Annotated in this window: 18 protein-coding genes; 10 read left to right on the top strand and 8 right to left on the bottom strand. The window is 59.2% G+C overall.

The genetic code is table 11. The annotated features are described in order from the left end of the window. Window positions 1-37 precede the first annotated feature (37 nt). The 3 genes from EV130_RS22505 to EV130_RS22515 all read right to left on the bottom strand — a co-directional run bounded on the left by EV130_RS22505 (window position 38) and on the right by EV130_RS22515 (window position 4,080). Window positions 38-1,420, bottom strand: coding sequence for a sensor histidine kinase (locus EV130_RS22505; protein WP_132661467.1), 1,383 nt, complete (start codon window positions 1,418-1,420; stop codon window positions 38-40). Beyond that, window positions 1,417-2,094, bottom strand: a complete 678-nt coding sequence (locus tag EV130_RS22510; protein WP_074062479.1) for a response regulator — start codon at window positions 2,092-2,094, stop codon at window positions 1,417-1,419. The genes EV130_RS22505 and EV130_RS22510 overlap by 4 nt, the downstream gene beginning before the upstream one ends. Window positions 2,095-2,211: 117 nt before the next feature. Then, on the bottom strand, window positions 2,212-4,080 hold the full coding sequence (locus EV130_RS22515; RefSeq protein WP_132661470.1) for an adenylate/guanylate cyclase domain-containing protein: 1,869 nt from the start codon (window positions 4,078-4,080) through the stop codon (window positions 2,212-2,214). 142 nt (window positions 4,081-4,222) lie between these two features. On the opposite strand from EV130_RS22515, the gene EV130_RS22520 reads away from it, so the two are divergent. From EV130_RS22520 to EV130_RS22535, 5 genes are all read left to right on the top strand, one after another. Further along, a complete protein-coding gene (locus EV130_RS22520) occupies window positions 4,223-5,269 on the top strand; it encodes an ABC transporter substrate-binding protein (protein ID WP_132661598.1) in 1,047 nt (348 codons plus the stop codon). Further along, window positions 5,270-5,410, top strand: a complete 141-nt coding sequence (locus EV130_RS32655; RefSeq protein WP_165918558.1) for a hypothetical protein — start codon at window positions 5,270-5,272, stop codon at window positions 5,408-5,410. It abuts the gene before it with no gap. Between the two features lie 170 nt (window positions 5,411-5,580). Further along, the gene (locus EV130_RS22525; RefSeq protein WP_132661473.1) at window positions 5,581-6,525 is read left to right on the top strand and encodes a Bug family tripartite tricarboxylate transporter substrate binding protein; all 945 of its coding nucleotides are present in this window, start codon (window positions 5,581-5,583) and stop codon (window positions 6,523-6,525) included. Then, entirely contained in the window at window positions 6,522-7,013 is a 492-nt protein-coding gene (locus tag EV130_RS22530; protein ID WP_074062475.1) for a tripartite tricarboxylate transporter TctB family protein, read from the top strand. Before EV130_RS22525 ends, EV130_RS22530 begins: the two co-directional genes overlap by 4 nt. Before the next feature lie 11 nt (window positions 7,014-7,024). Further along, window positions 7,025-8,542 (top strand): tripartite tricarboxylate transporter permease, encoded by a 1,518-nt coding sequence (locus EV130_RS22535; protein ID WP_074063323.1) that lies wholly within the window; start codon window positions 7,025-7,027, stop codon window positions 8,540-8,542. Between the two features lie 88 nt (window positions 8,543-8,630). On the opposite strand, the gene EV130_RS32660 is transcribed toward EV130_RS22535, so the two are convergent. Then, window positions 8,631-8,858 (bottom strand): hypothetical protein, encoded by a 228-nt coding sequence (locus EV130_RS32660; protein ID WP_165918556.1) that lies wholly within the window; start codon window positions 8,856-8,858, stop codon window positions 8,631-8,633. A 115-nt stretch (window positions 8,859-8,973) separates the two neighbouring features. Further along, on the bottom strand, window positions 8,974-10,095 hold the full coding sequence (locus tag EV130_RS22540; protein ID WP_074062474.1) for a DUF475 domain-containing protein: 1,122 nt from the start codon (window positions 10,093-10,095) through the stop codon (window positions 8,974-8,976). Window positions 10,096-10,503: 408 nt separating this feature from the next. Here EV130_RS22540 and EV130_RS22545 point away from each other — a divergent pair, with 408 nt between their 5' ends. Both EV130_RS22545 and EV130_RS22550 read left to right on the top strand, forming a co-directional pair. Next, window positions 10,504-10,737, top strand: a complete 234-nt coding sequence (locus tag EV130_RS22545; RefSeq protein ID WP_074062473.1) for a hypothetical protein — start codon at window positions 10,504-10,506, stop codon at window positions 10,735-10,737. Between the two features lie 73 nt (window positions 10,738-10,810). Next, complete coding sequence (locus EV130_RS22550) at window positions 10,811-10,996, top strand: hypothetical protein (RefSeq protein ID WP_074062472.1); 186 nt, start codon at window positions 10,811-10,813, stop codon at window positions 10,994-10,996. A 33-nt stretch (window positions 10,997-11,029) separates the two neighbouring features. On the opposite strand, the gene EV130_RS22555 is transcribed toward EV130_RS22550, so the two are convergent. Continuing rightward, window positions 11,030-11,548 (bottom strand): MgtC/SapB family protein, encoded by a 519-nt coding sequence (locus EV130_RS22555; protein WP_074062471.1) that lies wholly within the window; start codon window positions 11,546-11,548, stop codon window positions 11,030-11,032. A 149-nt stretch (window positions 11,549-11,697) separates the two neighbouring features. On the opposite strand from EV130_RS22555, the gene EV130_RS22560 reads away from it, so the two are divergent. Continuing rightward, the gene (locus EV130_RS22560) at window positions 11,698-12,396 is read left to right on the top strand and encodes a hypothetical protein (RefSeq protein ID WP_132552466.1); all 699 of its coding nucleotides are present in this window, start codon (window positions 11,698-11,700) and stop codon (window positions 12,394-12,396) included. Between the two features lie 3 nt (window positions 12,397-12,399). Here the strand turns inward: EV130_RS22560 and EV130_RS22565 are convergent, their stop codons facing one another. Beyond that, window positions 12,400-12,876, bottom strand: coding sequence for a hypothetical protein (locus tag EV130_RS22565; protein ID WP_132661476.1), 477 nt, complete (start codon window positions 12,874-12,876; stop codon window positions 12,400-12,402). 193 nt (window positions 12,877-13,069) lie between these two features. Further along, window positions 13,070-13,267, bottom strand: coding sequence for a CrpP-related protein (locus EV130_RS22570; RefSeq protein WP_132552465.1), 198 nt, complete (start codon window positions 13,265-13,267; stop codon window positions 13,070-13,072). 1,204 nt (window positions 13,268-14,471) lie between these two features. On the opposite strand from EV130_RS22570, the gene EV130_RS22575 reads away from it, so the two are divergent. Then, the gene (locus EV130_RS22575) at window positions 14,472-16,409 is read left to right on the top strand and encodes an acyltransferase family protein (protein WP_132661479.1); all 1,938 of its coding nucleotides are present in this window, start codon (window positions 14,472-14,474) and stop codon (window positions 16,407-16,409) included. A gap of 288 nt (window positions 16,410-16,697) precedes the next feature. Continuing rightward, entirely contained in the window at window positions 16,698-19,667 is a 2,970-nt protein-coding gene (locus tag EV130_RS22580; protein ID WP_132661482.1) for a S8 family serine peptidase, read from the top strand. Window positions 19,668-19,717 lie beyond the last annotated feature (50 nt).

Below are 19,717 nucleotides of genomic sequence, written 5' to 3' on the forward strand. Positions count from 1 at the left end.
AAGAAAGCAAGGCGCAAAGGTTAACGCCGCGAAGCCTTTACGACACTTTTGCAAAGGCGACGGCTGCTTTGAGCCCCTTGCCGCTGGTCGCAGGCGAGAGCGTAAGCGTCGCATTGAAAAGATTGGCGATTTCCTCGACGATCGGGAGGCCGAGGCCCGCCCCCGGCGCATCGGAGTCGTTTCCGCGCGAAAAGCGGCGGCGCACGGCGTCGAGCTTTTCCGGCGCGATACCGGGACCATTGTCTTCAACCTCTAGGCGCACGGTTTTGTCATCCTGCGCAATCCTGACGGTAACCTCGGCGCTCTTGCCGGCATATGCGATGGCGTTGCCAGCAAGATTGCGCAGCAGCTCGCCGATCAACAGGGGTTCGGCGCGGATCATCGCATGTCCCTCGCCTTCAAAGCCGAGATCGATACCGGCTTCGGCGGCTGCCGGGATCAGTTCGCCGGTGATCTCCTGGGCGATCTCGGCGATGTCGATCCTCGAGGTTGCCAGAGCCTCCTTGGCTGTTGCTGCGTCGATCTTTGCCATCAGCAGCAACTGGGCGAGAATGCGTTCGGCGTGCGCAACGGCCTGGTCGCCTTTCAGGGCCGAGTCCTGCGCTTCAGCAAGGGTTGCGGCGCGGGCGGAAAGTGCAAGCTGGGTTCGGATGATGGCGAGCGGCGTGCGCAATTGATGGCTGGCATTGCCGGTGAAATTCCGCAGCGCATCAAGGGCTGACTGCAGGCGCACCATGAAGCTGTTGACCGTATCCACCAAGGGCTGCACCTCGCTCGGCACCGACTGCTCGATCGGGTGCAGGTCGTCGGGGCTGCGCTCGCCGATTGCGTCCCGCAGCTTGTAGAGCGGCCGCAGCGCCACCGTGACCGAAATCCAGACGATCACGGCTGCACCGGCAATCATGAAGGCGAGGCGGACAGCCGAACGGAAAAGGATCGCACGTGCCAGCTGACGGCGGGCGATCGTCGTTTCGGCGACGGTGACAACAAAGGGAACCGAGCGGATGCCGGTTGAGGCGGAGCGTTCCAGCGTCGCGACGCGGATCGGCTCGCCGCGGAAAATATCGTCTGCGAAGACGGCTGCGTCGCCCTTGGTTTCCTCAAGTACCGGAAGCGCCTGGTAGCCGGTAATGAATCGTCCCGGCGGGCCATCGACGCGGTAAAACACCCGGTCCTGAGCGGCCGACGTCAGCATTTCCAGCGCGACATAGGGAATGTCGACTTGCAGCGCGCCGTCTTCTGCCACGACGACGCGCTCGGCAATGGCGAGCGCCGAACCGGCAAGCACACGATCTGAAACGATGTTCGACGTCTCGACTGCCTCCCGGTACGTGTCGGCCAGCGCCAGCGTGCCGATGACGGCGGTGGAGATCAGCAGCCAGAAAAGCAACCGGCGCCTTAGCGAATAGGCGGCTTTCATGAGGCCTCGGGAAGCTTGTCGAGATAATATCCGATGCCGCGCGCGGTCTTTACGGTCAATCCATGCGGTGCCAGGCGCTTTCGCAGCCGGCTGACATATTGCTCGATCGCATTGGCGGAAATATCATCGTCGAAAGCCGTCAGCGACTGGGTGATTGCCTCTTTGGAAACGACCTTGCCGGCACGCATGAAGAGGATTTCAAGCAGTCCGACTTCGCGAGCGGGAATATCAAGCTGCATATTGCCGGCCGCAAAGGTGCGCGACTTGAGGTCGAAGGACACGCAGCCGTACATCACCGTCGCCGAATGCAGGCCCGCCTGGCGCCGCAGCAGCACGCGCACGCGAGCCTCGAATTCGGTAATGTCGAAGGGCTTGATGAGATAATCGTCGGCGCCGAGGTCGAGGCCTCTCACCCGCTCCTCCGGCGCTCCGCGTGCCGTCAGAATTAGGACCGCTGCCTGGTTCTGCCGGGCGCGCATGCTGCGCAGGACGTCCAGCCCGTCCATCTCGGGCAGGTTGAGGTCGAGGATCACGAGGTCGAAATTCTCCGCCGCGATGACTGCATTGGCGGATGCGCCGTCGTGGACGACATCGACGGCATGCCCCGTACCGCGCAAGATCGCCGAAAGGCCGTCGGCCAGCGCGATATTGTCTTCGGTGAGGAGAATGCGCACGGGTGGTTTCCTGTTGTTCAACAAAGAAGATTACAGCCCGTGAAGGGGGATGTCATCCAGCGGCAATGGAAAACCCGGCGTCATTTCATCAACGGCAGTTTGGCTGTTCCGACTGCTCTATTCAGCGACCTCGCGCGGTTGTTCTTCCTGCGCTGCCAGCAGGAGTTTCTGGAAGCGATGGTCGCTGCGGATGTTATCCAGATCGGAGTCGTTGTCGAACCACTTGATGTGGTAGACCGAGCTTCGCGGCATCAGCCTCTCCAGAATATCAATCGCTTCTTCCACGTCACCGAGGACCGAATAGACGCAAGCGAGATTGTATTGCGCAACGATGTCGTCGGGATCGATCGCGATGGCGCGGGCTGCCCAGTCCCTTGCTCTTGCCCTGTCTCCGAGATGCGCCAGCGCCAGGGCGCCGCGATGGGCCGGCCCTGAATTTTCCGGACTGAGGTTCAGTGCGCGTTCTGCGCGCAGCAGCCCGAGCTTGGCCCAGTTTTCCGTATCCGACATGCGCCCGAGCGAGCGGTGGGCGCTCATCAGATGAATGGGCGAGACATAGTCGTCCGTGCGGATGTGCGCCGCGCGCGTGAAGTAGCGGACGGCGTTGGCGAAATCGCCACGCATGAAGAAGAATCGCGCATAGTGGAAGTTGGCTTCATAAAGATTGGGCTCAAGTGCAAGTGCCCGCTCGAAGGCTGCAATGGCTTGCTGATCCTGGCCGTTTTGATGCAGCGCCAGACCCCGGGAGGCATGGGCCTCGGCGAGATCAGGATCGAGTTCGAGCGCGCGCGCGCTCATCTGCAGAATGCTCTCGAGAGGGACATTGTCCGGGTCCCAATCGCGTAATGCCGCATCGCAATCGGCAATGCCCGCGTAGGCGCGCGCATAATCGGGATCCAGCTCCACAGCCTTGCAGAACATCCTGCGGGCGAGCTGCAGATACGACTTCGTCCAGGTGTGCGATAGCTGGCGGCCTCGCAGATAGTAGGTATAGGCCTCGATATTGGCCGTGGGTTCGGCGGCTATGGCCTTCTTCTCGGCCGGCAGGAGCCGGATCTTGAGCTGGCCGACGATCGAATTGGTGATCTCGTCCTGGATCGCGAAGATATCGGTGAGATTGCGGTCGTAGCGATCGGCCCACAGATGGTCGCCGTTCGCCGTATCGATGAGATGGCCCGAAATGCGCACGCGCGCGCCGGCGATGCGGACGCTGCCCTGCAGAACGTATCGCACGCCCAGTTCGTTTGCGAGCTGCTTTACCTTCAGCGAACTGCCCTTGTAGGTGAAGACGGTGTGTCGCGGCACGACGTGTAGGCTCGATATCTTCGAAAGGTCGGTAATGATGTCTTCGGTGATGCCGTCGGCGAAATATTCCTGCTCAGGATCGCCGCTCATGTTGGTGAAAGGCAGAACGGCGATAAAGCAGGTGTTGCGTGCCTCATCGCTTGACGCGCCGGCCGTTGCAGAAGGCGGATCGAGGACAACAGTGAACACCGACACGTTCTGCTTGATGTTCTTCAGTGATTGCTCCCCCCGGGACTCGAAACCGATGTTGAGGCGCGTGCCGACCTGATCGCGAACCGAGCCGGAAACGACAATGCCGCCGGGCCAAGCGAGGCGCTCGAGCCGGGCAGCGACGTTTACGCCGTCGCCGAAGACGTCGTCGTTTTCGATGACGACGTCGCCGAGATTGATGCCGATGCGCAGTTCGATGCGCTGGTCCTGCGGGACGTCTTTGTTGCGGGCAGCCATCTCGCGCTGGATTTCGACAGCGCAGGCGACTGCGTTTACCACGCTTTGGAATTCCGCGAGCATTCCGTCGCCGGTCAACTTGAAGATGCGCCCCTTGTAGTCGCAGATCCTGACATCGATCAGTTCGCAGCGGTGGCGGTTGAGCGCCTGCAGGGTACCGGTCTCGTCGATACCCATCAGACGGCTATAACCCACCACGTCGGCAGCGAGTATGGCACTCAGCCGTCGTTCCAATAGCCCCTCCATACGGTTGTCTAAATAAGCTTAGCGTCTTTTAATGCTCTTGTCGCGTTGCGAGACAGGCGTCAGGCGATCACGCGTGCTTGCCCGGTGAAGCGTGGTGATGCATTCTGCGCTGATGAGGAGACTTCTTGTTCTGCTACTCCTGCTCTGTCCCGGTTTTGCAGCCGCGGATCAGGCCTTCTATCCCGCCAGATCCGGCAAGGCTGATGCGCGGGTGCTGACGGTTTATTCATCGCTCGACGAGCCTCTCGCCCGGCCGATGATCCATGGCTTTCAGGAAGCCAATCCCGATGTCGCCGTGCGCTATGAAGACATGCTGACGGGCGAGATCTATGACCGGATCGTGCGGGAGACGGATGGCGGGAAGAAAACGGCGGATTTCGCCTTTTCATCGGCGATGGACCTGCAGGTGAAGCTCTCCAACGACGGCTATGCGCAGGTCAGCAATCTGCCAATGAGCGGACAATGGCCGAAATGGGCAAACTGGCGCAACACGGCCTATGCGCTCACATTCGAGCCGGCCGTCTTCGTCTATCACAAGCCGAGCTTCCTGCATGAGCCGGTGCCAAGCTCACGGGCGGAATTCGTCGATTACCTGAAACGCAAAGGCAGCGCGGTTTACGGCCGGATCGGCACCTATGACATCGAACGCTCCGGCGTCGGCTTTCTGTTCATGGCGCGCGATCAGGAGCAGTTCGGGGACATCTGGTCGGTGATCCGGGCGATGGGGGCTGCCGGTGTCAAGCTCTATTCGACGAGTTCGGCGATCCTGGAGAGGGTAGCCGACGGGCGCTTCGTGCTCGGCTACAACATTCTCGGTTCCTATGCGGCGGACTGGGCCTTGCGGCACCCCGATGTCGGCATCGTGCTGCCGAAGGACTATACAGTCGTGATGTCACGCATCGGGCTGGTGCCGCAGGCTGCCGCGGAGCCGGAACTCGGGCGGCAATACCTGACCTTCTTCATGTCCAAGGAAGGACAGACGATCATGGCCCGAAAGCTTCAGATCCCGGCCGTCAGCCCCGAGGTTGCGGGCGAGAATACGGCCAATACCCTGCAGGAGCTTCTCGGCGCCCAGCTCCGACCCGTTCCCGTCAGTCCGGGGCTGATGGTCTATCTCGACCAGGTCAAGCGTGCGCGGCTGATCGCTCATTGGAACGAGGTGCTGCGGACACAGTAAATGGCGATAGCGTTCACACCTGCCTCCTCGATCTGGAAAGGATTTGCAATCGACGCCACCGGCATGCACGGCCGCTCATGCTTGAATTGCGGCAAAAAAGTGTCCTGGCGGCTGGATATCCTGCAGATGTCAGCTAAATGACAGCTTGATGTGGTGCGGTTGTGGTACTTCTCTTCGTGGAGGCGGAGAGTAGACGTTTCGGGAGGAGTCTCCGTCGCTATTTGCGGACCATCGATGTCCGCAGCCCGGCAACGCTTCCCGATTCCCTTGAGAACAAACGCGGCGCTCACCGCGATCACGGAGGACACATCGTGAAGCATACTTTCCTTGCTACGCTTTTCGCAGCCGCTATCGCGCTGCCGGCCTATTCGGCCGATTACACCATCATGGCGCCCGCCGCACCCGGCGGCGGCTGGGATCAGACGGCCCGCTCGCTGCAGACCGTCATGCAGAAGGAAGGCATTTCCGGCAACGTTCAGGTTCAGAACGTCCCGGGCGCCGGAGGCACCATCGGTCTGGCGCAGTTCGCCAGCCAGAACAGCGGCAATCCGAATGCCCTGATCGTTGGCGGCTATGTCATGGTCGGCGCGATTCTCACCAACCAGTCGCCAGTCACCTTGAAGGACGTCACCCCGATCGCTCGCCTGACCGGCGAGTACGAAGCTATCGTCGTTCCGACATCGTCCGACATCAAGACCATGGGTGACCTCGTTGCCAAGCTGAAGGCAGATCCGGGTTCGGTGTCGTGGGGCGGCGGCTCGGCCGGCGGCACCGACCACATTGCCGTCGGTCTCATCGCGAAGGCCGCCGGCGTCGATCCGACGAAGATCAACTATGTCGCCTTCTCGGGCGGTGGTGAGGCACTTGCCGCTATCTTGGGCGGACAGGTGACGGCCGGCATCTCAGGCTATGGCGAGTTCGAATCGCAGGTGAAGGCCGGGCAGCTCCGCCTGCTTGCCGTGTCGAGCGATAAGCGCATTGACGGCGTCGATGCCCCGACGCTGAAGGAATCCGGCGTCGATGTCAGCGTTCAGAACTGGCGGATGGTCGCCGCCGCTCCCGGCCTGACGCCTGAGCAGACGGCTGCCATCACCGCTGATTTCGACAAGCTTTCCAAGTCGGCAGGCTGGCAGGAAATCATGAAGACGAAGGGCTGGGCCGACACCTACCTCGCCGGCGATGCCTTCAAGGCGCAGCTCGAGAAGGACGTCTTGGCAACCGAAGGCATCCTCAAAGAGATCGGGCTTGTTAAATGAGCAGGGGTAACGCACCCTTGGCAACGAAGCGCCGCCCGGATTGGGCGGCGCTGATCATTGCCATCTGTCTTTTCGTCCTTGCCGCCGTCATGCTTTGGGATGCCACGCATATGAAAGCGATCGCCCAGTATGCCCGCATCGGACCGGCTACCGCGCCAAAGGTCGTGGCGTTCGGGTTGATCGGCCTCGGCATCTGGACCGTCTTTGAGGCGTTGCGCAATGAGTTTCCCGAGCGCGAGCATCAGGAAGTCGCTCCCGTCATCTGGATTGTTGCCGGTCTTGCGGCGCAAATGCTGCTTCTGAAAACGGCCGGCTTCTCGATTGCCACAGGCATTCTCTTTGCCTTCACCGCGCGCGGTTTCGGACGTCGCAAGCTCTGGCTTTCGATCCCGACGGGAATCGTCTTCAGCTTCGTCGTCTGGATCATTTTCTCGCAGATGTTGCAGCTCACGCTGCCTGCCGGACCGTTCGAGAGACTCTTCTTCTAGGATTGGATGCGATGAGCACCTTCGAATTCCTCTTCCAGGGCATCCTGGTCGCCATGCAGCCGATGAACCTTCTTTACGCCTTCGTCGGCGTCACGCTTGGCACTGCAGTCGGCGTTCTGCCGGGTATCGGCCCGGCGCTGACGGTTGCCCTTCTTCTGCCTGTCACCTACAAGCTCGACCCTGCCGGTTCACTGATCATGTTTGCCGGTATCTACTACGGCGGCATGTATGGCGGCTCGACGACCTCCATCCTGCTCAATACGCCGGGTGAAAGCGCCTCGATCGTGACGGCGCTCGAGGGTAACAAGATGGCGCGCGCAGGTCGCGGCGGTCCGGCGCTGGCCACGGCGGCGATCGGTTCGTTCGTCGCCGGCCTCATCGCTACGCTCGGCCTTGCCTTCATCGCGCCCTACATCGTCAAACTGGCGCTGATCTTCGGGCCGCGTGAATATTTTGCCCTCATGGTACTCGCCTTCGTGACCGTTTCGTCGGCTTTCGGCGATTCGGCGCTTCGCGGGCTGACGTCGCTTTTCGTCGGATTTGCGCTGGCGATGGTCGGCATCGATCAACAGACCGGCCAGGCACGTCTTTCCTTCGGCATTCCGGACCTTTTGGACGGCATCGAAGTGACCACGCTTGCCGTTGCCATGTTCGCGATCGGCGAGACGCTTTATATCGCCGCTCAAGCCAATCGCGGCGAGGACAAGGTCGAAGCGGTCAAGGGTTCTCTTTGGATGACGGCGCAGGACTGGGGCCGCTCATGGAAGGCATGGCTGCGTGGTACGCTGATCGGCTTCCCGATCGGTGCAATGCCGGCTGGCGGTGCTGAAATCGGCACGTTTCTTTCTTACGCGACCGAAAAACGCCTGGCGAAGAACCCGGAAGAATTCGGGCACGGTGCGATCGAAGGCGTCGCGGGTCCGGAGGCGGCCAACAACGCATCGGCAGCCGGTACGCTGGTGCCGCTCCTGACGCTCGGCCTGCCGACGACGGCGACGGCGGCGATCATGCTCGCCGGCTTCCAGCAATACGGCCTGCAACCCGGTCCGCTGCTGTTTGCGAACAATCCGCAGCTCGTCTGGGGCCTGATTGCCAGCCTGCTCATCGCCAATGCCATGCTGCTGGTTCTGAACCTGCCGCTGATCGGGCTTTGGGTCCGCCTGCTGACGATCCCCAAGCCCTGGCTTTATGCCGGCATCCTGCTGTTTGCCACGCTTGGTACCATCGGCGCCAATCCCTCCGTATTCGAGCTCGGCATGCTGCTCGCCTTCGGCGTCCTTGGCTATATCATGCGGCTTTTTGGCTATCCGATCGCCCCGGTGGTCGTCGGCTTGATTCTCGGCCCGCTTGCCGAACAGCAGCTTCGCCGGGCGCTCGCCATCAGCCAGGGCGATGTGACGACGCTTGTCACCTCGCCAATCGCAGCCGGGTTGCTGCTCGTTGCGGCTGCCGCCTTCATCATCCCGTTGATCTTGAGAATACGCGGCCGCGGCGAAGTTCTTTCGCAACTTGCTGCAAGCGAAGACTGAGCAAGAAAAATACTCCTCGGGCGCTTTCTTGCGGCCGGCCCAAACATGGGCCGGCCGCCTGTTTTTGCATGGCTGGCCTGAAATCCCGTCACTTGTGGAGAATGCTGCAGCGCATCATATATGAGGCGTCAATAATGAAGCCAAAGCGAGAAAGACAATGTCCTCCTACAGCAAGTCCATTCGGGAAGGTTTCTTCAGCCGTGCCTTCGCTGTCATCGGCGCTGCAAATGCTGTAAGCGCTGCATTCGAAGCGGGTCGCCGTCCGAAGCCCCGAGACCTCAAGGTTCTCGGTATCGCGCCGGATGCCTTCGATCATATCGGCCGTTAATCCGCTGATAAATCACGCATGAAACAGCCCGCAACCGGTTGGTCGCGGGCTTTATTTTTTGTGCCAGGCCGCAACGCCTGTAAAGGCTGCGGCTTTGACGATGTCAGGCCTCCAGCCGCTCGCGGGCAGGTGAATGGACTTCGGCCTGTGCCTTTGCTTGCGCCTTCGCGCGGGCTTCCTTGCGCTTGTTATGACGGATCGAGGACCACAGCGAGACACCGATAAGCGCTGCACCGCCGAGACCGGTGACGACTTCCGGAATGTGGAAGAGGGTCTGGACGTACATGATGATCGCAAGGATCAGGATTGCATAAAACGCGCCGTGTTCGAGGTAGCGGTAATGCGTCAGCGTCCCGTTTTCGACGAGCATGATCGTCATCGAGCGTACATACATCGCGCCGATGCCCAGACCGATGGCGATAATGAAAAGGTTCTGCGTCAGCGCAAACGCGCCAATGACGCCGTCGAACGAGAAGCTTGCATCCAGAACCTCAAGATAGATGAATGCGCCGAGGCCACCGCGTGCCGCTTCCGCCATGGCCTTTTGCGAGGCGTCCAGCAGGGCGCCGATCACTTCGACCACCAGAAATGTGAGCAGACCGTAGATCGCGCTGTAGACGAAGGTCGTCGATTCCTGGCCTTCAATCAGTGATGCAAAAGTGAGGATCAATGCGAGGACGAAGGCGATCTCGATGCCTTTGACCGTCGCACCCCGCGACATCAGTTTTTCAACGGAGACGATCCAATGGACATCCTTCTCAGGGTCGAAGAAGTAAGAAAGGCCGACCATCAGAAGAAAGGTCCCGCCGAAGGCTGCGATTGGCAGATGGGCTTCGTTCATGATGCGCGCATATTCGGCCGGTTGCCGTGCGGCGAGGATGATGGCATCGATCGGGCCGATCCTTGCGGCAATCGCCACGATTGCCAGCGGGAAGACGATGCGCATGCCGAAGACGGCAATGATAATGCCCCAAGTGAGGAACCGGTGCTGCCAGGCAGGCGTCATTTCCTTGAGCTTGTTGGCGTTTACGATCGCGTTGTCGAAGGACAGGGAAATCTCCAGCACGGCCAGAACCGTGCAGATGAAGAAGATGGTGGCCATGCCGCTGATCGTGCCGGTGGACTGCCAGCCCAGCAAAGCGCCGAGCATCAGTCCGACGGCCGTTATGACGAAAGCCCAGCGGAAATAGCCGAGCGTGGATTTATGGCTGATGGGTTGCTTCATGGCCGCACCTCGTTGATGCGGACACTGCTTTTGAAGGATGATGTGATGGAAGAACGCGGCACATCGCAAGGGATATGCGCGTGAGGCATTGTGAGCTTTTTCATCGAGTGAAAATCCGCCGGCTATTTGCAGGCGGTACCGACATCACGAGAGCGCCGAAAAAACTCTCGCCAGAGGGGCCCGGCACCAGTGTTTGTCCGGCAGCCGATGCTTTTGCACGGGGGGCAACCATGCGCATCGTTTTGGCTGCGGATCAGGCTCCTACGTAGTCAACCTGTGGCGTCAGTCAAGGAGGCTGCAGTCTGCGCCGAAGCTTTTGTGTGGAACCATGCAGTTGCCCGCCCGTTAAGCTCTGGTTGAGGCAATGAAACTTTATTGCCGACGCGATAAATAAGGAGGGACCAAGAAATGCACACGTCGAACCATCCCGCCGACAAGCGTGCGGATGCGACAGACCGCATGAAGCGGGCAAAGCCGAACCGCATGCAGAAGGTGCAGGTGCTGCCGCCGCACCATGTCGATCTGACGCTGCCGCAGACGCCGATGGACGACATTCATGTTCCGGCCCATGTCACAGGCGGCGATCTCTCAAAAGGCGGTCCAGACCTTGCAGCGTCCAAAGGCGGCAAACGGAGTACGTAGATTTTTATGACGGGCGCGGGAACCGACGTCGGGGCTTTTGCATTTAAGGCCCGGACGAAACTGTGAGGGTTCCATGACGACTGATCTCGTGCCGCAGGACATTTATCTGAAACATGAAAACGAATGGCAGGCCCTCAAACAGGCCTGCGAGAACGGCATTGACTTCCACAAGCGCGAATTCGGGAATAACGCTCATAGCGAGGCGGGCGCTCCTGGCGGCAAGGACAGTTCAAGAGCAAAGACTGGCTCATTCTCATAGCCGATAATGCGCGCCCGGCATGCCGGGCGTTTTTTATGGTTTGGCACCGTCTTTCGGCGGCAGGTGCTTTGCGGGATCTCGCTCCAGGCGCTCCTCCATTTTTCCAAGAGCAAAGAGGACGCAGACTGCTGCCGCCGTCGCGAAGAAGGCGACCGGCCAGTAGCCGAACCCCATGGCAAGGCCGATCGCACCTGACAGCCACATGCCTGCTCCCGTCGTCAGACCCATCACCCTACCTCTGGAAAAGACGATCATGCCTGCGGCGAGAAACGCGACACCCGCCGTCACGGCCTCGATGACGCGCAACGGGTCGATGCGGACCTGCTGATCGTCGGCAAAGCCCGGCATATGCACGGACTCGATGGAAATGATGCCGAAAAGAGCTGCAGCCAGACTCACCAGAATATGGGTCCGCAGACCGGCCGCATGGTTTTGCGCCTCGCGTTCGAAGCCGATGATGCCGCCCAGTATAATTGCGCCGATGAGCCGGGCAAAAATCACCGGGTATTGAATACGGGATTCAGGGAACATGTCGGAAAAGACCATTTCCATGGAGAAGGCGCTCCTTCGGGTGAACATTTCTTCGCGGGGCTAACGTCTTCTGCGGCTCTTTGTTCGTCCGTTTCGACGTTGAGGCTCCATGCCAACCTTTCGGAAAGGATTGGGAGGCGATAATCGCCCCAACACGGGATTAGGACCAGATGGCAAGAACTGCAGCTCGCGGCCGCCGCCGCAAATCATCCGCAAAATCGAAGGGCAGGGGCCATGGTGGAGCCTTGCCCTGGCTCTTCGCCGGTGTCGTTGCCGTAGGCAGTATCGCGCTTTACGACAACTGGAAGAGCGTGCGCCCGATTCTTGCCTCACGGGCGCCCGATAAAGCCGCGATTACCGCTGCAATCAAGGCAGATGCGCCGAAAGCGGTCGTCGCCAGGAGTGTGCCAAGGCAGGCAGCCGCTTCACCGCCGCAGCTTGCCGTGCCGCCCGAAGCCGTTCCTGTTCCTGCCGCGGAGCCTGTGAAGCTCTCCTCAACGGCGAGATCGACCGCCGGCCCGCAAAGCGCCCGCGCCGCCTTCGGCTATTGCGGGCAGGGCGCACATGTGAACTGCGTCGGAGACGGTGGGATATTCTGGTACAAGGGCGAGAAGATCCTGGTTGCGGATATGGTCGTGCCGGATGTCGGCGCCGCGCGTTGCGAAGGCGAGCGGAGGATCGGCTTTGCCGCAAAATCGAGGCTGCTCAAATTTCTGAATGCCGGACCCTTCGTCATGAACGCTGCCGGCAAACCCGCCAGTACCGGTGCACCACACGTGATTTCGCGCGGCGGCCGCTCCTTGGGCACTCAACTGGTTACCGAGGGTCTTGCCCGCAAGCCTGGCGCCGCCGGCGGGTGGTGCACCTGAGGTCTATTTTTGCTTCGGAGCCTTGCCGCTGGTGCGGAAGCTGCCGGTAAAGGTCGTATCCTTGCTTTGCGCGGAGCATTCGATCACGACCGGCTTGCCGCCGTAAGGGTTGCCGAATGTGCAGGTGCCTGCCACCTTGACCTGGCCCGTCATCTTCTCGCCGACGCCGGTTGTCACCATCTTGACCGGAATCCTGGCATTATCGTTGGATGCCGGTTTGATCGCGGTGCCATCGCCCTGAAAGCCAAGCATCTTGCCGCCTGAGGTGAAGATGAAGGTCACCTGGCCGTTCGGCAGTCCCACGCTGGCGAGTTCGCCCTTGCAGCCCTTCGTCGCATCCACATTGCCAACGACGAGCTTTGCGCATTTGCCTGCGAGTGTCGAAACGCCGCTGCCCGGGAAATTCTGGGAGGCGGCATTGGCGCCGGAGGCGAAAGCCGCGGCAGAAAGCGCCGCAGCTGCAATCACTGTCAGTCTCATCTGTTCAGGAATCCTGTCATGCTGGTTTACCGGACGGGGGTCGCATGTTTCTGTGTCCGAAATTTGCCGCGCTCAAAGAAAACGGGCCGCTGCAGGGATAGCGGCCCGTTCTGGGAAGCGTGACCGTCAACGACGACGGCCGCCCTCTGTATCTTCTCTCTTGCTTGCGCGGAGCCTTCGCCCGTTCAAGAATTCAGTGGCGCCGGCTGGCGTCCTCGACGGACCAACCGAAGCGCCATGCATCGTAGCGGGCGTACCAGACTTCAAGCTCCGAAGCATCGCGGATCGGCATCAGTTCCGGTCGCGACATCGGATTGTCGCTTAAGGAATAGCCGAGGATCCGGTCGCGTATTCCGCGCTCCTGCATGTCGAGCAGTTCTTCGATATTCATCGCGTGCCCCCAACCGCCGGCCCCTCAGCCAGCCTTCCTAGGCAAACATTTCTCCTTGCTAAAGTCCAGGCCGTCGGCGTGGATTCTCGATATTCACAGGATTAGTCCAAATGGAGCAGCACCTCCTTCACGACCATCAAACCCTGCTTCTTCCGGCTTATAAGCACCCGCGGGACGACGAGAAACCTTCAAAATGTGTTGTAAAAATATCGTTAAAATGCCCCGTCACAAGTTTTTGTTCATCTCCCGTTCAGAAAACGGTTTTGGAAAACCCCGATATGGGTCAAGCTGTCTGTGTGAATAAGGAGATACTGAATGATTCGATTGACCGCGGTGCTGACGTTGTTCTCAGTTTATGCGTTCACGATGTTTTTCATCGCAGCAATCCCTGAGACGCCGAACTTGCAAACCGCATCAACTCTATCTGAAGACGCCACGCTTACGAAGTAAAGTATTTGATGGGTTTTTGGCTGGCTTGTGTGAGCCGTGTTGGGCAAGGGCGCAGTTTTGCGCCGTAAGGCAAGCCTTCTCACGTCCTTGAAGAGAACTCTTCAATCGGCCGTTTGGTGAAGTCCCCTTGTATTTCAAGAGGATCGAATGGTGCGCGACAAGGGTCGAACCTGTGCGCCTTACGATGTCAAGGAAGGTCTTTGGAGCAATCCATAGCCTTGATCGTTGGCCGGCATCTGCAAACGCGCATGTATCGGCGGCTCTTTACGGCGCACCAACAACAAGGTTGCGCAGGCTTCAGCCTGCTCCGACCAAACCTCCCGGCAAATTTCGAGGAAGATAGCAAGAGATATCGCCCTTCTTCGTTCAGCGTCCGAACAGGTGTTGCCTGGCGACAGACGCCACGACCATCTGGCCTTCGACAGCGAGTCCGCATCCAGCTGGGTGCCGTCACGACTTTTCGGAAAATACCTGGAAGTGGAACATTACCCAGGTCCCATGGGTTGGTGAGCCCATAGCACCCCATGGTGACTGGACGCACAGCGCGTGAAGGCCCACTATTGTCGAGGAGCACGATCAAACGCTGAAATGTCCTTGCGCACGCTGGCGCGACGACTGCGTCGCATTCTTTTTGCTGACGCAATGGCCGGACATAAGAAAACTCTCCGCCGTCTTTTCCCCAATTTTCAGCTGCCTGGCACGAGGAAATGCGACGACTTTTCAGTTATGTCGGATGAGTTTGCAGGATTGACCGATGAAATACCGCGCAGAAATTGACGGCCTCAGAGCCATCGCCGTCCTATCGGTGATCCTTTTTCATTCAGCCGTTTCCTTCCTGCCGGGCGGCTTCGTCGGCGTTGATGTCTTCTTCGTCATCTCGGGATATCTGATCACGACGATCATCATCGGCGAGATGAAGCAACAGACGTTCTCCGCGGCCGATTTCTACCTTCGCCGAGCAAAGCGGATCTTGCCTGCTCTTTTCGCGATGATGTTTGTAACAGCCTTGGTCGGTGCAGCAATTCTCACGCCTCCAGCCTTCGAGCGGCTGATGCGGAGCATCGGCGAGGCCAGCCTGTCGATCTCCAATTTCAGTTTCGCCAAGGCGGCGGGATATTTCGACGAGGGCACCGCCTGGCGACCGATGCTTCACACTTGGTCTCTCGGTGTCGAAGAACAGTTCTATCTGTTCCTGCCGCTCTATTTCTTCGTCGCCCGCTCCCGAACCAACTGGTCATGGCAGCGGATCGTCATCCTCCCGATGGTCGTCTCCTTCGCAATCTCTGTCGTCATGGTCCGGCATTGGCCGACGGCCGCCTATTACCTACCGTTCGGCCGCTTCTGGGAGCTCCTCGTCGGAAGCCTGCTGGCGACGGGAACCTTCGGCGCCATTCGTGACGACGGCAGGCGTCAGACAGCGTCGGCCGCCGGGCTCGCTCTCATCGCAATTCCTGTTCTCTTCTATGGAGAGAAAACGACATTCCCCGGCGAGACGGCACTGCTTCCCTGTCTCGGAGCTGCCATGATCCTGCATTCGGCCCGCTCCGGGCCAAGTTTCGTCTCAACGGTCCTGGCTTCCAGGCCGCTCGCCTTCATCGGAAAACTGTCCTATTCGCTCTATCTATGGCATTGGCCCGTTCTCTACTTTGGAAGAATCGTAAAAGGACAAGCACTCACGGCCGGTGAAGGGCTCTCCCTGTTGCCTCTTACGTTTGCTGTCAGCTACGCCGCCTGGCGGTTCATCGAAAATCCCGCGCGGCGATCCGACATCGGCTTTTCTACTGCCGCAAAGTTGGTCGCAGCGACCGTTGCGACCTGCATCGGCTTGTGGGTGGTCACGGAACGACTGGACGGCATGCCCGAGCGGTTTTCCGACATCGAACGTCGCATGGCGTCGGGTGCGCGAGATACCAATCCCGACCGTCGTGCATGTGACGCCCCTTCGCTGGAACGGCTGAGGGCTGGCACTCCATGCATTCTCGGCGCCGACAAGGTGCCCGGCGTGGCGCTGATGGGCGACAGCATCGCAGACGCGCTCGCCCCGGGTGTGGTCGCGGCTGCCAAGCAGGCACACCAGAGTGTCATGATCCTGACGAAAGAAGGCTGCAGACCGATCATCCGGTCGAGAAGCGATTCCACCAGCTGCCAACGGTTTCTGGTGGAAGCCGAACAACTTCTGAAAGAAGAGAAAACCATTCATACCGTCATCATCGTCGCGCGCTGGGCAAACATCGCCAGCGGCTATCGCTATGGCGCTCCCATCCTTGTGCCGCCGTCGATGAAGCATCCCGACGATGAAGCCAAACTTTCCCGCCTTGCCGCGGCTCTTTCAGATCAGTTCGCTCACCTCGACCGCAAGCGTATCATCGTTGTCGGTTTCGTTCCGGAGCAGTCGATATACGTGCCGCAGACCGTTCTGGTCCGGCATCGGCTCGGCCAGCCGCTGCCTTCGGGCGTGTCGAGGGAAGTATTCGAGGAGCGGCAGAAAATCGTCAGGCGGCTGTTTTCGAGGCCTGACTTTGCGAAGGTGACGCTGATCGATGCCACGCCCTTCTTTTGCAATGAGGAAACCTGCCCTGTCCAGGACTACGGAATTCCGGCGTTTGTCGACGACAATCATCCAAGCAGGTCCAAGGCTCTGTCGGTCAGCGCAATGTTCGCGCCCGCGTTCGTCAGCCGTGGCATGCTCTAGAGGCTTAAGCAGCCGAATTGCCGGAATTGCACCGCGAAGTCGGCAATGCACCTGCCGTGATCGGCACATTTCGCGTGCGATGGTATCGAATGCGTTGGGCCTGGATCCGGCATCAAATTGTCGGCGAAACGTCGAGAAATACCCCGGAACACGGTTCAAACACTGAGGGTAACTACTTCTGGTTAAGCCCAATCGGTGAGGTTGAGTCTTGGTTGTTTTGGGCGCAAGGTTGCGCATCGGACGACGCTCCCGACGCCAGAAAGCTGGTCCGACGACGGAGGGATAGTCATGAAGGGTATTTTCACGACAATCTTGACTGTTACCGCAGTTGCACTTCTGCTCCTGAATCCATCTTCCTTTGCCAGCGCTGCTGAAAATGAGACGGTCTTCATCCAGGACGACGAGACATATCCAGCGCACATCGTGCCGGACCGCATCGCATTGATCCTCTCCGATACGGCGATGGCTGACGCTGAGCGCTACCGGAAAACGCTCGATAGCCTCGGCGGTCGGCGTATTCCGACCCTTTCCGACGCTATCGTCGAGGTCGAAGTGCCCGATGCCAAGGATGCAAAGAGCCTCAATGCTGCTGCTCGAGACCTGATGAAGTCGTGGCCCGACCTGGTCGTGGATTCGGGCATCCTGGTTAGAATCGGCAATTCCGATTTACCCTATGTATTGACCGACAAGATCGTCGTGCAGATCGCCGACGACGCTGACGTCGGTCTCATCCAGAAGATTGCCGAACAATATCATTGCGAAATCCTGGGCAACAATCCGTTCGACAAGCGGCAGTTTGTGATCAGGCTATTGCCCGATAGCGCGAAGAATACCCTTGAGGTTTCCAACGCACTGAACCGCCTTTCGGGCATAAAATTCGCGCATCCGAACTTCTACCGGCCGATTGAAAAGCGCCAGGCACCGCCAGCCCCGAATGATCCCTTTTATTCAGATCAATGGCACCTGAACAACACCGGTCAGGCGATGGGCACACCCGACGCCGACATCGATGCTGATGGCGCGTGGTCGCTCGGACCGATGGGATCGGGCAATCCCAATATCGTGATTGCAATTATCGATGATGGGCTTGAAGCGAATCATCCGGATCTCGCCGCCGGCCTGTGGACCAACCATGCCGAGCAGATAGGCAGCCCAAATGTGGATGACGACGGTAACGGTTTCATCGACGATCTTCACGGCTGGGATTTTACACCCTGTATTACGCCGGTTTCCTGCGGGGATAACGATGTTCGCCCACGGCTGGACCAATTGCATGGAACAGCCGTTGCGGGCGTGGCCTTGGCGCGTAAAAACAACAGCATTGGCGTGGTCGGGACATGCCCGCGTTGCAGCTTCCTGCCGATCAGAGCTCTTGACGGTACGGACTACGCTGAAAGCCTCGCAATCGACTATGCAAAGACAATAGGTGCCGACATTATCTCACTGTCTTGGGGATATGCTTCCGGCGTCGTGCTTCCTACAAATGTCGTCAACTCGATCAACAGCGCCGCGACAACCGGTCGTGTCCAGAACGGCGTCAGCAAAGGCATAATTGTTGTCGTTGCCATGACCGATACCGTCGAGGACAATTGCGACGGCACTCCCGACCTTTCATCGCTTGCCAACGTGATCGCCGTCAGCAGTGCAACCAATCAAGACCAAAGGCTACCGGCCGGCTTCGGCACGTGCATGGATCTACTCGCTCCGACGCATGGCGGCACGTTGGATGCGGTAACGACGGACAGGATCGGAGACATCGGTTACAACAATCGATCGCCTGTTTCGCCCTGCGCATCCGCCGAACCGGCGCCTCCGCCACCTTCAAACCGGGACTACACTTTTTGTTTCGGCGGCACGTCTTTCGCCGCCCCTGTCGTTGCCGGTATTGCAGGTCTGCTCCTGTCGCATGACAATTCGTTGACCCGGTTGCAGGTTCAAAGACTTCTTCAGGATACCGCCGACAAAATATCTCCTTCCAGCGGAGCCTATTCGGAGCAGACGGGTTCTTCGACTCCGGTCGGTGGCTTACCGACCCACGGTTTCGGCAGGGTCAACGCCTTTGAGGCGGCACGGACGGTGGCTGGACGGGACATTTCCGGGCGCGGAGGAGTGGATGTCTACGTGCGCGACAACAGCTTGGATTGGGGTAACACGGAGCAGCCATCAAATGTCACATTTGAGCAAACCCGTGGATTTATACCCCATTGGCAAAGCGTCGATATCAAAGTCGATGCACCCCCCTATAGCGCAACACAGCCGATATCCTCGACAGAATTCGACGCGTTCATCGACGAGAACCCGCTTTCGAACACGCTCAATCGCGTATATGTCCGCATCCATAATCGCGGAACGCAAACTGCAACCGATGTTCAGGTAAAGTTGCACTGGGCCTTTGCGGGAGCTGGTCTCCCCGCTCTACCCGCCGACTTCTGGCCAGCTTTTCCCGCAAACTCGACCGATGTTTCGATCTGGCATCCCTTGCCGGCTCAAACGATACCGTCGCTGCCCTATTCCGGTGCTTCCGTGGCCGGCAACAGCAATGACAATTCCATTGTGCTGCCGTTCGATTTTGCCGCTCCCGTCTACAATGCGTCCGTGAACAATCCGGATCACTTCTGCCTGTTCTTAGTTGTCACGGCACCCGACGATCCGGTCTCCACGGTCTCGGTCGGTCCCCAGGTGCCGGACTTGATCACTCCAAGCGACAACAACGTGACGCAAAAAAACCTGCACCTTGTCGATTCCGGCAATTCGAGTGGATTGAGGTCTCAGCTCATTGTTTCAAATCCCTTCGATTACCCGATCAACACCCGGCTGGTCGCCTGGCGACCCAAGGATTGGAATGTCGAGTCCAGCGGAGTCGAGATGGGCAAGCGCATTGAATTGGGCGCCAAGGAGAGCCTGCCCGTCGAAATCTCGATCATGTCCCATGGACAGCCATCGGCCTCGATAAACATCGTTCAGCTCTACCAGGCGTCGGACATGAAGGAGGAAAGGATCCTCGGCGGAATGACGTATGTTGTGGCGCCGGGCGCTCAGCCAGCCGTCGTTCCCAGTCCAGGGTACATCGAAAACGTCGGCGCGCAGGAGAAGTTGATCGCCGAATATTTGAAGCTTGTCGCCGACACCATCTCCAAGCCTGACGTCCGCGGCGAGGATAGAACGCTTTTGCATAGGCTTAGCATACTCATTGAAGAACAAGGCAAATTGCTTGCAGGGGTGGAGGCCGCGCGGAAGGGTTCCCGCTCGGATCATTGATCAAATGATCGCTTCTCAACAAGCCAATTGCCCAAGGTTAACACCAAAGG

The sequence above is a fragment of the Rhizobium azibense genome, from assembly GCF_004342325.1.
GTDB lineage: Bacteria > Pseudomonadota > Alphaproteobacteria > Rhizobiales > Rhizobiaceae > Rhizobium > Rhizobium etli_B.